The 14448-nt window shown below is 74.9% G+C and carries 13 protein-coding genes; 7 read left to right on the top strand and 6 right to left on the bottom strand.

The features are described from left to right. Positions 1 to 64: 64 nt before the first annotated feature. From ACZ6O5_RS23875 to ACZ6O5_RS23890, 4 genes are all read right to left on the bottom strand, one after another. The gene (locus ACZ6O5_RS23875) at positions 65 to 796 is read right to left on the bottom strand and encodes an ATP-binding protein (RefSeq protein WP_465980027.1); all 732 of its coding nucleotides are present in this window, start codon (positions 794 to 796) and stop codon (positions 65 to 67) included. Between the two features lie 154 nt (positions 797 to 950). After that, entirely contained in the window at positions 951 to 1406 is a 456-nt protein-coding gene (locus tag ACZ6O5_RS23880; protein WP_465980136.1) for a DUF4383 domain-containing protein, read from the bottom strand. A gap of 203 nt (positions 1407 to 1609) precedes the next feature. Continuing rightward, positions 1610 to 2764, bottom strand: a complete 1155-nt coding sequence (locus ACZ6O5_RS23885) for a glycosyltransferase (RefSeq protein ID WP_465980028.1) — start codon at positions 2762 to 2764, stop codon at positions 1610 to 1612. Positions 2765 to 2792: 28 nt separating this feature from the next. Then, on the bottom strand, positions 2793 to 3773 hold the full coding sequence (locus tag ACZ6O5_RS23890; RefSeq protein WP_465980137.1) for a glucosyl-3-phosphoglycerate synthase: 981 nt from the start codon (positions 3771 to 3773) through the stop codon (positions 2793 to 2795). A gap of 220 nt (positions 3774 to 3993) precedes the next feature. On the opposite strand from ACZ6O5_RS23890, the gene ACZ6O5_RS23895 reads away from it, so the two are divergent. The 7 genes from ACZ6O5_RS23895 to ACZ6O5_RS23925 all read left to right on the top strand — a co-directional run bounded on the left by ACZ6O5_RS23895 (position 3994) and on the right by ACZ6O5_RS23925 (position 12901). Beyond that, positions 3994 to 5007, top strand: a complete 1014-nt coding sequence (locus ACZ6O5_RS23895; RefSeq protein ID WP_465980029.1) for a Gfo/Idh/MocA family protein — start codon at positions 3994 to 3996, stop codon at positions 5005 to 5007. Further along, positions 5000 to 6088: a zinc-binding dehydrogenase gene (locus tag ACZ6O5_RS23900; protein WP_465980030.1), complete on the top strand. Its 1089-nt coding sequence runs from the start codon at positions 5000 to 5002 to the stop codon at positions 6086 to 6088. Before ACZ6O5_RS23895 ends, ACZ6O5_RS23900 begins: the two co-directional genes overlap by 8 nt. A gap of 52 nt (positions 6089 to 6140) precedes the next feature. Further along, the gene (locus ACZ6O5_RS23905) at positions 6141 to 7886 is read left to right on the top strand and encodes an ABC transporter ATP-binding protein (RefSeq protein WP_465980031.1); all 1746 of its coding nucleotides are present in this window, start codon (positions 6141 to 6143) and stop codon (positions 7884 to 7886) included. A 109-nt stretch (positions 7887 to 7995) separates the two neighbouring features. Further along, positions 7996 to 10290, top strand: coding sequence for an accessory Sec system translocase SecA2 (gene secA2, locus ACZ6O5_RS23910; RefSeq protein WP_465980032.1), 2295 nt, complete (start codon positions 7996 to 7998; stop codon positions 10288 to 10290). Positions 10291 to 10474: 184 nt separating this feature from the next. After that, positions 10475 to 11215: a GAF and ANTAR domain-containing protein gene (locus tag ACZ6O5_RS23915; protein WP_465980033.1), complete on the top strand. Its 741-nt coding sequence runs from the start codon at positions 10475 to 10477 to the stop codon at positions 11213 to 11215. A 76-nt stretch (positions 11216 to 11291) separates the two neighbouring features. Continuing rightward, the gene (locus ACZ6O5_RS23920; RefSeq protein ID WP_465980034.1) at positions 11292 to 11789 is read left to right on the top strand and encodes a DUF2231 domain-containing protein; all 498 of its coding nucleotides are present in this window, start codon (positions 11292 to 11294) and stop codon (positions 11787 to 11789) included. Positions 11790 to 12139: 350 nt separating this feature from the next. Continuing rightward, positions 12140 to 12901, top strand: a complete 762-nt coding sequence (locus ACZ6O5_RS23925; RefSeq protein ID WP_465980035.1) for a class I SAM-dependent methyltransferase — start codon at positions 12140 to 12142, stop codon at positions 12899 to 12901. Here ACZ6O5_RS23925 and ACZ6O5_RS23930 read toward each other — a convergent pair. Then, on the bottom strand, positions 12879 to 13853 hold the full coding sequence (locus tag ACZ6O5_RS23930) for a DUF3500 domain-containing protein (RefSeq protein ID WP_465980036.1): 975 nt from the start codon (positions 13851 to 13853) through the stop codon (positions 12879 to 12881). The genes ACZ6O5_RS23925 and ACZ6O5_RS23930 overlap by 23 nt on opposite strands. Before the next feature lie 37 nt (positions 13854 to 13890). Further along, complete coding sequence (locus ACZ6O5_RS23935; RefSeq protein WP_107155535.1) at positions 13891 to 14283, bottom strand: ankyrin repeat domain-containing protein; 393 nt, start codon at positions 14281 to 14283, stop codon at positions 13891 to 13893. Between the last annotated feature and the right edge of the window lie 165 nt (positions 14284 to 14448).

Consider the following 14448-nt stretch of genomic DNA (forward strand, 5'->3'; position numbering starts at 1 on the left):
GACAGGACGGGCGCGCGTACCCGTCCCCACTGCCCATGAAACCAGGCGAGAGCGGAGAATTCGGTCAGTTCGCCGGGAGCATGGCCCAGACGACCTTGCCGGCGCCGACCGGCGTGCTGCCCCAACGCTGGGTCAGCTCCCGCACCAGCATCAGCCCCCGACCGCCCTCCGCGCGGGGATCACGGTCGGTCGCCGCGTACGCCTCGGCGGGGCTGCCGTCCATCACCGCCACCCGCAGGTACGGTCGGCGCAGCGTCAGCGTGACGTGCATCGGCGTGCCGGCGTGCCGGACCACGTTGCCGACCAGCTCGCTGAGCACCAGCGAGGCCGGGCCGGCCAACTCCGGCACGTTCCACCGGCCGCACGCCTCGGTGACCAGCTCCCGGGCCCGCCGGCAGGCCCCGGCGACCGGCTCCAGCCGGGCCCGCAGTCGGGGCGCCGCCGCGGTGCCGGCCAGCGCCGTCGCCTCCGCGCAGTCCCGGCGCACCGGCACCACCCGGCAGGCGGTGGTCTCGCTCAGCCAGGCGGCGGTCTCCCGGGGCGGGGCGGAGAGCACCATGGGCACCGCCGGCCAGTCGGCCGCCCGTCGGGCCGCCGCCGCGAACACGGACAGCGCCAGCGGGTCGGTGACGTCGATCTCCTCCAGGTCGACCACGAGCGCGTCCGGTTGCGTGGCGAGGCAGCGGTCCAGTACCTCGTGCACCGCACGCATCGTGCCCAGGTCGAGCAGCCCGGCCAGCCGTACGACGGTGACCGGGGACTCGTCGCGGACCTCGCACCTGATCCGGGTCGACATCGGGCCCTCGTTTCCAACTCGTCGGGAGGCTATCGACGTACCCGCCGTCCGAACCACCGAAACCGGCCATCCGGCACGCCCCGTAGCAGCTCACGCTGGCCCGCCCCGAAGCCCGCCGCCCTGGCGGGCGTGGGGGCGTCGGGGGTGGGTGGGGTCAGCGGTGGTGGTGGTTGCGGCGGCGGGCGAGCAGGCCCAGCGCCAGCATGGCGGCGCCCAGCAGCAGGTGCAGCCAGGTGTCGGCGCGGTTCACCGCCAGCACGTTCGCCTCGCTCCGCCGGTCGACGGCCAGACCGAACAGCCAGAGCACCAGGTAGACCGCGCCGCCGCCGAGCAGGAACGCACGGGCGCCGGGGACCGTCCGGGACAGCAGCAGGCCGGCGACGCCGAACGCCAGGTGGACGACGTTCTGCACCACCGACACCTGGAACAGCCCGAGCAGCCGGGCGCCGGACGCCGGCCCGGCGAACCGCAGGTCGGCGAAGGAACTGGTGACGCCCGGCACGAAGCCCAGCACGCCGAGCAGCAGCAGGAGCACCGCGACGCCGGAGGCGGCCCGGCGCACCGGCGCCCGGCCGTCGGCCGGGTTGCGCCGCGCCCGGGAGTGCGCCATCGAGTTCGTCACGCCGGCCTCCTCGCCACCGCGGGGAAGCCGACGGTTTCCCCGGCCCACCGGCGCCAAACGCCGACCCACCCGCGCCGAAGGCTGGCTCACGCCGACCCACCCGCGCCGAACGCCGGGCCACGCCGGCCTGCCGGCGGCAAAAGCCGGCCCGGCCGCGGAGAGGGCGGTCGGGCCGGCGGTGGTGCCGTCGATCAGGCGGGCTGCAACGGTCGTGCGGCGCCCTGTCGGACCCGGTCGTAGAGCGCGACGTAACGTTCGGCCATCCGGGCCGGCGTGAACCGGTCGGCCGCCTCGCGCCGGCACTCGTCGGCGTCCAGCCGGCCGGCGGCGAGCACCAGGTCGCCCAGCTCGTCCTCGTCGGCGGTGAGCAGGCCGGTGCGGCCGTGCTCGATCAGCTCCGGCAGGCAGCCCCGGGAGGTGGCGACCACCGGCGTGCCCAGCGACAAGGACTCGACCACCGCCGTGCCGCCCGGCTCCTCCCAGCGCAGCGGGAACAACGACGCGCGCGCGGAGGCGACCAGGTCGTCGCGCTCCTGCCCGGCCACCGTGCCGACCCAGCGCACCCGGTCACCGTCGACGTACGGGGCGACGTGGTCGTGGAAGAACCGCACGTCCGGGTTCTGCCGCGCCTCGTCGCCGGCCGCGGCCAGGTCCTCCGGGCGGTGGTACGGCCCGACCGGGCCGGCCAGCACCAGCCGGAAGCCGGCCTCCCGGGCCAGTCGGGCGCCCAGGTCCTGCCCCTTCCCCGGGTTGATCCGACCGAGGATCACCACGTGGTCGCCCTTGGGCGTCGCCGGGCGGCAGTCCGCGTCGACCGCCAGCGGGGTGGACAGGTGCACGTGACCGACCGAGTGCTCCCGCAGCGCGCGGGGAGCGCGGGCGAGCTGCGAGGCCGACACCCCGTTGACCCGCACCCGGTCCCCGCCGTCGAGGTTGCCGTACAGCTCCGGATGCTTGGCCAGGTCCCAGTGCAGGGTGTGCAGCACCGGCGGCGCGTCCGGGCCCATCGCGGCCAGCGTGGCCAGCCCGACCGCCTCCACGTGGTCGTGCACCAGGTCGATGTCGTCGCGGGCGTGCACCGCCCGCACCACGTGCGCCAGGTGCGCCTGGGAGACGCCGCAGACCTGGTTGTACGGCCGCTGCAACGCGTGGAACTGCCCGTCCGGGAAGACCGCGATCTTCTCGTCGACCGGCAGCGTGCTGCTCTCCACCGAGGCGAGCACCACCCGTACGCCGAGGCGGCGCAGCTCCGGCACCAGCGTGGCCACCACGTTCTCGATCCCGCCGTACCCGGGCGGCGGCACGGACAGCCACGGCCCGGCGTTCATCAGCACGGTGAGCGTCATGCGCTGCCTCTTCTCTCGGCTGTCGGATTCACGCGGCGACCCGGCGGCGCGGGACGCGGTGCCGCAACTGGGCCAGCGGCGGGCGTTCCTCGACCGAGACGTCGTTGACCACGATCTCCCTGTCCAGGTTGGGCAGCGCCTCCGAGCCGCCCCGGCGGAACTGGGTGAGCAGCGGGGTCGGCATCGTCCCGGGCGCCGCCCAGCCGCGCCGCTGGAGCCGGGACCAGGCGGTCAGCATGATCTGCGCCGACATCCGGCCCAGCGCGGCGGTGTCCTGGTGCCGGTGCTTGCGCTCGCCCAGGTCGACCTGGGCCAGCGCGTCCAGCCCGACCAGCTCCAGCAGGTCGATGAGCATCGCCGTCTCGACGCCGTAGCCGGTGACGAACGGCACCCGCTCCAGCACGGTGCGGCGGCCCGCGTACTCGCCGGCCAACGGCTGCACGAAGCCGGCCAGTTCCGGCCAGAACAGGTTGAGCAGCGGTCGGGCCATCAGCTCCGTCACCCGGCCGCCGCCGTCGGGCTCGACCCCGGTGGCCCCGATCAGCGGCCGGTGGTAGAAGCCCTTGACGAACTCCACGCTCGGGTCGGTGAGCAGCGGCCCGAGCAGGCCGGTGACGAAGTGCGGCCGGAACTCGCGCAGGTCGGCGTCGACGAACGCGACCACGTCCCCCTCGGCCGCGGCCAGCCCGGCCCACAGCGCGTCGCCCTTGCCGGTGAGCCGCGGCAGCCCGCGCGTCATCGCGTCCTGCCCCACCACCTCGGCGCCGGCCGCGCGGGCCACCTGGGCGGTCCGGTCGGTGGACCGGGAGTCCACCACGATCAGCTCGTCGACGAGCGGCACGCGGTCCATCAGGTGCTCACGGATGGTCGACACGATCGCGCCGACCGTGGCCTCCTCGTTACGCGCCGGCAGCACCACGCTGACCCGGCTGCTTCCCTTGGCCCGCACCAGCCGGTCGGCCGGCCAGTCGTCGGCCGCACTGGTGCGGTACGTGGCCCACGCCTCCACCACAGGTGAGACGATCGAATCTGATTCCCGCACGGGCACCCCCCATTGGTTGCGGAATCGCAAGTATGTGTTTCCCAGTTCTGAACCCGCGCTAACCGATCCTGCCCAACGCTGTGATCACGGGGATGAACGTCACGTTGCGCGCGCGGTCGCGTTTGCCGCGTCAGCGCCGGGGGGAGTGCTGTCCGCAGTCTTTCAGTCACGGCGAGAGGGCGGCAGGATGCGGGTGGGACTGGTCGGGGCCGGTGGGGTGGCGCAACGCCACGCCCGGGTGCTCACGGGCTTCGAGGATGTGGAACTACTCGGCGTGACGGACGTCGCGCCGGAGGCGGCCGAGGCGCTCGCCGGCACGTACGGCGGCCGGGTCTTCGCCGACGTGGCCGAACTGCTCGCCGCCGGCCCGGACGCGGTGTACGTCTGCGTGCCGCCGTTCGCGCACGGCCCGGCCGAGGAGGCGGTGATCGCCGCCGGCGTGCCGATGTTCGTGGAGAAGCCGGTCGCGGTCGACCTGGAGACGGCCGAGCGGGTCGCCGCGCTGGTGGAGCAGCGCGGGCTGCGCACCGGCGTCGGCCACCACTGGCGCTACCTGCGCGTGGTGGAGGAGGCCCGGCGGCTGCTCGCCGACCGTCCGGTGCGGATGGTCAACGGGGCCTGGCTGGACAAGGTGCCGCCGGTGGCCTGGTGGGCACGGCGGGACCGGTCCGGTGGTCCGGTGGTGGAGCAGGCCGCGCACGTGCTCGACCTGATCCGGGTGCTGGTCGGCGAGGTCACCGAGGTGACCGCGTACGGCGACGGCACCCCGCCGCCGGTCGACGGCGCCGACATCGACTCGGTGACCGCGGCCACGCTGCGGTTCGCCTCCGGAGCGGTCGGCACGCTCGCCGCGGCCTGCGTGCTCACCTGGAAGCACCGGGCCGGCCTGGAGATCCTCGCCGACGGGCTGGCGCTGTCGCTGGCCGAGGACGGCCTGACGATCCGGGACGCCGACGGCGAGCGGCACGTGCCCGCCGACCCGGACGACGCGCGGGTCGCTGTGGACCGGGCGTTCGTCGACGCGGTCCGGGGCGTCGGCGACGACGTGCGCGTCCCGTACGCCGAGGCGCTGCGCACCCAACGGCTGGCGCTCGCGGTGGCCGAGTCGGCGCGGACCGGCCGGCCGGTGGCGCTGCCGACCGGCCCGGCGGCCCGGCTCACCGCCGCGGTGGCCGACGCGGGGGTGACCGTCGATGCGTGACCGGGTGGTGGTGGTCAGCGGCCCCGGCCAGGTCGAGCTGGTCGAGCAGGACGCGCCCGAGCTGCGCGAGGGCACGTTCCGGGTGGAGACGCTCTACAGCGGCGTCTCCGCCGGCACCGAGCTGAGCTACGTCAAGGACACCAACCCGTACCTGCACGTCACCTGGAACGCCGGTCTCGGCCTGTTCCAGCCGGGCGAGGCGAGCACCCCGTACCCGGTGACCCGGCTCGGCTACATGCAGGTCGGCCGCGTGGTGGAGAGTCGTACCCCGGCGGTCGCGGTGGGCACGGTCGGCGCGATGACGTACGGGCACCGCAGCGGCTGGGTGGCCGATCCGGTCGCCGAACGGTTCGTGCCGCTGCCCGACGACCTCGATCCGCTGCTCGGCGTCTACGTGGCGCACATGGGGCCGATCTGCGCCAACGGTCTGCTGCACGCCGCCGCCGACCTGTGCGGCACCGACGTCCGGACGCTTGGCGACGGGGTCCGGGGCCGCCGGGTGGCGGTGGTCGGCAGTGGTGTGGTCGCGCTGCTCACCGCGCTGTTCGCGCGCCGCCACGGGGCCGCCTCGGTGGTCGTGGTGGACCCCACCCCGGCCCGCCGGCAGGTGGCCGAGGCGCTCGGCCTGGAGACGCTCGACCCGGAGGCGGACGACCCGGCCATGGTGCTCAAGACGCGGTGGAACCACGCCGCCGGGGACCGCGGCGCGGACGTGGTCTTCCAGTGCCGCGGCCAGGACTGGGCGTTGCAGCTCGCGCTGCGGCTGCTGCGGCCCCAGGGCACGGTGATCGACCTGGCGTTCTACCAGGGCGGCGCGGACGCGGTCCGGCTCGGCGAGGAGTTCCACCACAACGGACTGTCGCTGCGCTGCGCGCAGATCGGCCGGGTGCCGCGCGGGCTGGCCCCGACCTGGGACCGGGAGCGGCTCTCCGCGGAGACGGTGGAGCTGCTGCGCCAGTACGGCGACCAGATCCGCAAGCATCTCGTCTCCGCGGTGGTGCCGCTGGACGAGGCGCCGGCGCTGCTCACCGACCTGGCCGAGCGTCGCCGCTCGGAACTCCAGGTGGTGCTGACCGGCTGACCGGGGCACGACCCCGACCGAACCCGGTGCGGTGTCCGGCTACCGTTCGGTCATGACCGCCGACGCCGGCCCGACGCCGGGACTCGCCGCTCTGCTGCCCTACCTGCGCGCCCACCGCGGCACCCTCGTCGCGGTGGGCGCGTTGTCGTTCACCGGGGCCGCCGCCGCGCTGGCCCAACCGCTGCTCACCCGCACCGTGCTGGACCGGATCACCGCCGACCGCCCGGCCACCACGCTGGTGGTGGCGCTTGTCGCGCTGGTGCTGGTCGGCGCGCTGCTCGGTGGGCTCCGTGACTACCTGTTGCAACGCACCGCCGAAGGGCTCGTGCTGGGCCTCCGGCGGCGGCTCGCCGGCCACCTGCTGCGCCTGCCGATCGCCGAGTACGACCGGCGCCGCACGGGCGACCTGCTGTCCCGGGTGGGTGCCGACACCACGCTGCTTCGGGCGGTGGTCACGTCCGGCCTCTTCGAGACCGTCACCGGGGCGGTGATGGTCCTCGGCGCCGGCACCGCCATGGTGCTGCTGGACCCGCTGCTGTTCGGCGTGACGCTGGCGTCGGTCGCGGTCGGCGTGGGCTTCGCCGTCACGGTCGCCCGCCGGGTGCGCGGGCTGTCCCGCCGCGCCCAGGAACGCGTCGGTGAGATGACCTCGGCCGTCGAACGGGCCATCTCCGCGGCGCGGACCATCCGGGCCAGCCGCGCCGAGGAACGGGAGACCGGCACGGTGGTGGCCAGCGCGACCGCGGCGTACGACGCCGGGCAGCGGGTGGCCCGCGCCCAGGCGGTGGTGGGACCGGTCAGCGCGGTCACCGTGCAGGGCGCGTTCCTGCTGGTGCTGGCGGTGGGCGGGGCGCGGGTGGCGGCCGGGGCGATCAGCGTGGGCGACCTGGTCGCGTTCGTGATGTTCCTGTTCTTCCTGGTGCTGCCGCTGGGCCAGGCGGTGCACGCGTACACCCAGTTGCAGAGCGGGCTGGGCGCGCTGGCCCGGATCGAGGAGATCCTCACCGTGCCGGGCGAGAGCGCCGGCGACCGGCCCGGGCGGGTGGACGTGCCGGCCGCCGGCGCGCCGGCCCGGGTGGAGTTCGACCGGGTCGGCTTCGGTTATCCCGGTGGCCCGCCCGTGCTGCACGAGGTGAGCTTCACGGTGCCGGCCGGCACCCGCACCGCCCTGGTGGGCCCGTCCGGCGCCGGCAAGTCCACCCTGCTGGCGCTCGTCGAGCGCTTCTACGAGGCGGGCGAGGGCGCGGTCCGCCTGGACGGCGTGGACGTGCGGGAGTTGCCCCGGGACGCGCTGCGCGCCCGGCTCGGCTACGTGGAGCAGGAGGCGCCGGTGCTCGCCGGCACGCTGCGGGACAACCTGCTGATCTCCACGCCCGGCGCCACCGACGACCGGCTGCGCGCGGTGCTCGACGAGGTCAACCTGGGCCACCTCGCCGACCGGACCGCGGACGGGCTGGACGTGCAGGTGGGGGAGGGCGGCGTGCTGCTCTCCGGTGGGGAGCGGCAGCGGCTGGCCATCGCCCGCGCGCTGCTGGCCGGGCCGCCGGTGCTGCTGCTCGACGAGCCGACCAGCAACCTCGACGCCCGCAACGAGGCGGCGCTGCGGCGGGCGATCGACGCGGTGGCGGTGCGCCGCACCCTGCTGATCGTGGCGCACCGGCTCTCCACGGTGGTGGACGCCGACCAGATCGTGGTGCTCGACGGCGGCCGGGTGGTGGCGGTCGGCACCCACGACGAGTTGACCACCAGCAGCCCGCTCTACCGGGAGCTGGCCGCCCACCAACTGCTCGTGGCCTGATCCGCCCGCCCGGTCGGGAACCGGTCGGGTCGGTGATTTCCGGACACGGTCCGGCTCCGGCGGTGGGCGGGGGTCACAATCGGCTGCGGTTCGCGTACCGTTGCGGCTCATGGGTGTGTCGCAACGGTTCAAGACCAGGTTCCGCCGGTTCCTCCAGCGCCCGGGGACGACGGTCGACCTGGCCCCGCTGGAGAAGCTGCTGCCGGCGATCGAGTCCCGCGAGGCGGAGCTGGAGCAGCTCTCCGACGCCGAGCTGACCGAGGCCGCCGGCCGGGCCGAGAAGTACGAGGAGATCTGCGCGGTCGGCCGCGAGGCGGCCCGCCGCGGGCTCGACCAGCGCCCGTACGACGTGCAGCTGCTCGGCGCCATGGCGCTGCTCTCCGGCAAGGTCGCCGAGATGGCCACCGGTGAGGGCAAGACGCTCACCGCGACCGTCGCCGCGTACGGGCACGTCCGGCTCGGCAACGGCCCGGTGCACGTGCTCACCGTCAACGACTACCTGGCCCGCCGCGACGCCGAGTGGATGCAGCCGGTCTACACGCTGCTCGGGCTCACCGTGGGGTGGGTCAACGAGGCGTCCACCCCGGAGGAGCGCCGCGCCGCGTACCGCTGCGACGTCACCTACGTGTCGGTCAGCGAGGCCGGCTTCGACTACCTGCGCGACCAGCTCGTCACCGACGTGGCCGAGCGGGTGCAGCCGCCGCTGAAGACGGCGATCGTGGACGAGGCCGACTCGATCCTGATCGACGAGGCGCGGGTGCCGATGGTGCTCGCCGGCGCGGTCCCCGGCGAGCAGGACCCGGTGCACGCCGCCGCCGCGCTGGTGCGTGGCCTGCGCAAGGGCAAGCACTACACGGTGGCCGAGGACGGCCGCAGCGTCGCCTTCACCTCGGTCGGCCTGGCCACGGTCGAGGCGAAGCTCGGCGGCATCGACCTGTACGACGAGGAGCACGTCGGGCAGCTCTCCGCGGTGAACGTGGCGCTGCACGCGCACGCGCTGCTGCACCGCGACGTCGACTACATCGTGCGGGACGACTCGGTCGAGCTGATCGACGAGATGCGCGGCCGGGTCGCGCAGCGCCGCCGCTGGCCGGACGGGCTCCAGGCCGCGGTCGAGGCGAAGGAGGGGCTGGACGCCAGCGCCGAGGGCGAGGTGCTGGGCACCGTCACCGTGCAGGCGTACATCGCGCTCTATCCGACCGTCTGCGGGATGACCGCGACCGCGGTGCTCGTCGGCGACCAGCTCCGGGAGTTCTTCGGCCTCGAGGTGGCGGTGATCCCGCCGAACACCCCGTGCGTCCGGGAGGACGAGCCGGACCGGATCTACGCCACCCGCGCCGAGAAGGAGGAGGCGCTGGTCGACGAGATCACGCGCTGCCACCAAGCGGGGCGTCCGGTGCTGGTCGGCACGCTCGACGTGAAGGAGTCCGAGGGGCTGGCCGCCGCGCTGCGCGCCGCCGACGTGCCGTGCGTGGTGCTCAACGCCAAGAACGACGACGAGGAGGCCGGCATCATCGCCGAGGCCGGCGCGTACGGCGCGGTGACGGTCTCCACCCAGATGGCCGGCCGGGGTGTCGACATCCGGCTCGGCGGCAGCGACCAGTCCGACCAGGAGCGGGTCGCCGAGCTGGGCGGCCTCTACGTGATCGGCAGCGGCCGGCACGACAGCCGTCGGGTCGACGACCAGCTCCGTGGCCGGGCCGGCCGGCAGGGCGACCCGGGCGGGTCGGTCTTCTTCGTCAGCCTGGAGGACGACCTCGTCGTCCGGCACGCCGGCGACACCGTGCCGGCGTCGCCCCGGATGAACGCCGACGGCCTGGTCACCGACCCGCAGGTGGACTACGCGGTCGAGCACGCCCAGCGGGTCGCCGAGGGCGTCAACCACGAGATCCACCGCAACACCTGGCGCTACAGCCACGTGATCGAGCAGCAGCGCAAGGCGCTCGCCGAGCGGCGGGAGCGGCTGCTGACCACCGACATCGCCGCGCTGATGCTGTTGGAGCGGGTGCCGGAGAAGGCCGGCGAGATGGACGAGGACCTGCTCGCCGAGGTGTCCCGTTCGATCGCGCTCTACCACCTGGACCGGCTCTGGGCCGAGCACCTGGCCGAGCTGTCCGAGGTGCGGGAGGGCGTGCACCTGCGGGCGCTGGGCCGGCTCGATCCGCTCGACGAGTTCCACCGCAGCGCGGTGCCGGCGTTCAACGCGTTGATGCCGGAGATCGAGACGCGCACCATCGCCACGTTCGAGGAGACCGAGTTCGACGAGGGGTGGGAGCTGGACGCGTCGAAGCTGGTGCGGCCGAGCGCCACCTGGACGTACCTGGTGCACGACAACCCGTTCGGCTCGGAGCTGGACCGGCTGATCGCCTCGGTGGGCCGGCGGCTCATCTCCGGGTCCCGCTGACCCGGCGCGCAGGGCCCCTCCGGCTGGGTACGGCCGGAAGGGGCCCTTTTGCGCGGTTTCGAGGTCGGTCGGCGGGGGTAGTAGGCCGAGGCTCCGTCGAAGAGAGGACGAACATGGCACAGGCAACGGCGCCGGACGGGAACACCGCGCGGGCGGACGCGGGGGCGGTGGGGGCCGTGGTGCGGTGAACCTCGACACCCGTCTACCCATGACCGACGACCTGGGCGTGCTGGAGACCGCCGCGCTGCTGCGCGAGCTGACCGCGGGCCTGATCGGTGTCGCGGAGTTCGACGAGGCGCTGGACCGCCTGGTCCGGATCGCCCGGGACGCGGTGCCCGGCGTGGACTGCTGCGGCTTCACCGCGCTGCGCGCCGGCGAGCCCGCCGGGGTGGCCGCCTCCGACCCGCGGTGCGCTGAGCTGGACGACCTGCGGCACGGCCCGGACACGCCGGCCCTGACCGCGATCCGTCGCCGCGAGATGATCACCGCGGGCGGGCCGGCGGAGGAGTCGCGCTGGCCGACCTGGAGCATCCGCGCCCGCGCGCTCGGCGTGCACGGCGTGATCTCCGCGCCGGTCGACGTGGACGAGCAGGTCATCGGCGCGATCAACCTGTACGCGTCGGCACCCGGCGCGCTCACGCCGAGTCACCAGCTCACCGCGATGCTGCTCGCCGAGCACGCCGGCCTGCTGCTCGCCGCGGTCCGCGACCGTGAGCGGGCGGCGGCCCGGGCCGACCAGCTCGACGGCGCGTTGCTGGCCGAGGGCGTGATCGGGCAGGCCGTCGGCGTGATCATGACGCAGCGCGGCTGTCCCGCGGCGGAGGCGCTGGGCGTGCTCCGCAGCGCCGCCGCCTCGTTGGACATCCCGCTGCGCGAGGTGGCCGAGCGGTTGGTGCTCACCGTCTCCCGTCCCCGGGACAACTGACCGACAGTCGTTTCGCCCCACGGGGGGTCGGGTAGCACCCTGGACTGGTGAGCCGCGCCGACGTGGGGAGGACGCGATGGAGAGCCGACTTCGGGTGCAGGGTCACCCGATTCAACCGATGCTGGTGACGTTCCCGTTCGGGCTCTTCGTCAGCGCCGCGGTGTTCGACCTGGCCGACGTGGCGGGCGGTCCGGCCTTCCTCGGCGAGGTGGGTTACTGGACGGCGGTCGCCGCGCTGGTCGCCGCCGGGCTCGCCATGGTCGCCGGGCTGGTCGACCTGTGGGACGTGCGGATCGGCCGCGCCAACCGGACCGCCGTCACGTTCAACCTGGTCAACGCCGTGATGGCGGCGATGTTCCTGCTCACCTGCCTGATCCGGGCGCACGCGCCGCAGCGCGGCGCGACCGGTGGCCAGCTCGCCACCGAGTTGGTGGCGTTGGCGGTGGGCGCGGTCGGGGTGGGCCTGGGCGCGCGGCTGATGCAGCAGTCCGACCGGGGCCGCGCCGCCGAGCCGACCGGCCTGGAGACGATCCCCGGCGCCACCGTCGAGATCGTCCGTCCGCGCCCCTTCTGACCACCGCCGAGCCCGCGCCCCTCCAAGGCTTCGGTGGGGCGCTCCCGGGCGTGTCGCGGCGGGGAGAGTGGACGAGGCGAAACCGGTATTCCTCCTGGTCATAAATATGACCAGGAGGAATACCGTGCACAGGGTCTTGTCTTTCCCGGGGCTGCGAGGCTGTGCAACCGCGCCGCCGGCAGCGCCGTCCCGATTGCGGGCGTCGGGCGTCGGGCGGTCGGCGGTGGGCGGTGGGCGGTGGGCGGTGGGCGGTGGGCGGCGCGAATCCGAACAGGCGGGCCGTCGGAGATCGGAGCCGGGCACGGAAATCGCGTTGCCGGCCGTCGTCGATCGGCGGCAGGCTCGGGCCCATGGTCACCGAACGCGGGTTCGACGAACTGGTCGCCGAGGCCGAAGCGGCGCCGGTCGAGGGATGGGGCTTCTCCTGGCTGGCCGGGCGGGCCACCGAGGAACGCCCGCCGTGGGGCTACGCCCGTCTCGTCGGGGCCCGGCTGGCGGCCGTCGACGCCGCCCTGGACATCGACACCGGCGGCGGCGAGGTGCTGGCCGAGGCGGCGTCCGCGCCGCCACCGCTGCTGGTCGCCACCGAGGCCTGGCCGCCGAACGTGCCGGTGGCCCGGCGCAACCTGAGCCGCGTCGGTGGTCACGTCGTCCGGGTCGGCGACCGGCCGCCGCTGCCGTTCCGCGACGCGGCGTTCGACCTGGTGGTCAGCCGGCACCCGGTGGACACCCGGTGGGACGAGGTGGCCCGGATGCTGCGCCCCGGCGGCAGCTTCCTCTCCCAGCAGATCGGCCCCGGCACGGTCCGGGAGCTCAGTGAGGCGATCCTCGGGCCGCTGCCGCCACCGGAGCACCGTCACCCGGAGCACGCGGTCGCTGCCGCCGAGGCCGCCGGACTGACCGTGGTGGACCTGCGGACCGCCACGCTGCGTACCGTCTTCCAGGACATCGGCGCGGTGGTCTGGTTCCTGCGCAAGGTGGTCTGGACCGTGCCCGGCTTCACCGTCGGCCGGCACCGGGCCGCGCTGCGCCGGCTGGACGAGCGGATCCGGGCCGAGGGGCCGTTCGTGGCCCACGCCCGGCGGTTCCTCATCGAGGCGCGTCGCCGTTGACCGGTCGGTGCGCGGCGGCGTGGTGCGCGGCCAGCACGTCGGCGCCGAAGTCGCCGGCCGGGCGGCGCAGCACGGTGTGCGCGTGGTTGCCGTCGTCGGTGGTGTTGTCGTACTCGATCAGCAGGTCGTCGCCCTGCACCCGGTAGTAGTGCCGCCGGCCCGGCTCCACCGGCCCGGCCCAGGCGAAGTGCAGCTCGCCGCCGTCGAGCCGGGCCGCCTCCCGGGCGGCCAGGTCGGCCGGGAGGCGGTCGAGGTAGAGCGCGACCAGGCGGTCGAGCAGCGCGCGCCCGGTCGGCCCGAGCCGGCCCCGGGGCACGCCGAGCGGGTCGAGCCGGCCGGGCGCGGTGGCCCGGGTGGCGCTGATGATGTCGGCCGGGGCCTCCTCGGCGATCACCGCGGCGGCCCGCCCGCCGGGGCCGAGCGCGTCCAGCAGCTCGCGGGCCAGATCCTCCTCCGGGCCCAGCGGCCGGGAGACCGGGCGGCCGGCGTGCCGCACGGTGGCCGGGTTCGCGCCGAGGAAGATCGGGGCGGGGGAGACCCGATCGTCGGCGACCGTCATGCTCACCGACAGGTGGTGCCCCTCGAACCGCCACGCCCAGCGGTCGTCGCGGGCCGGGTCGCCGAAGATCGCCACCCAGTAGTCACCGCTGTGCCGGCCGCGTCGCCAGCCCTCCGCCCGGTCCAGCACCTCTTCGAGCGCCACCACGGCCATGGCCTGCGCGTACGCGGCGGGGCTGAGCGCGGTGGCGAGCAGCCGGTGGGCGGCCTTGCGGGCGGCGACGTCGAGGTCGGCGACCGGGACGCCGGGCCGGGGCCGGGGCCGGTACTCCAGCCACCGGCGGGCCGGCTCGTCGTCGAACTCGTGCCGGGCGCGTCGCCGGGCCGGCTCGTCCAGCGCCGCCAGCAGCGCCGTGGCCGCGGTGCGCATCTGCTCGGGTACGGGATCCTCCACCGCACCTGTATACGCCCCGCGCGGCGGGACCGGGTGCTCAGTCGCGCCCGAGCTGCGTCAGCATCTCCGGCAGCGTGAAGAACCGGGCGGTCTCCACCGCCGAGGGGGCGCCGTGGTCCGGGTCGGCGCCGGCGTCGAGCAGCGCCCGGACCGCTGCCGCGTTCTGCCGGAACACGGCCGCGGCCAGTGCGGTCTGCCCCCGGTCGTTGACCCGGTCCGGGTCGGCGCCACGGTCGAGCAACGCGGCCACGGTCTCCGGCCGGGCATGGTAGGCGGCCAGGATCAGCAGCGTGTCGCCCTTGGCGTTGGTCAGGTTGACCGGCAGTCCCGCGTCCACGTTGGCCGCCAGTTCCGCGGTCTCGCCGGCGCGGGCCAGGTCGAACATCCGGTGGGCGAAGGCGACGGTCTCGGCGTCCAGTTCGTCGGGCACCCGCCCAGGTTAGGGCGTCGCGGCCGGCGCCGCCCGGTAGCTCGCGCAGCCGGCGATGCTCCGCCGACCGCGTCCCGCCATGTGGTATTACCTACTAAACCTATAGGGTTTACCGTCTAAAGTGTGGGGGCACGCTCCGCCCCGCACCGTGAGGACGCTCCGCCG

Source organism: Micromonospora sp. NPDC049201, assembly GCF_055586805.1.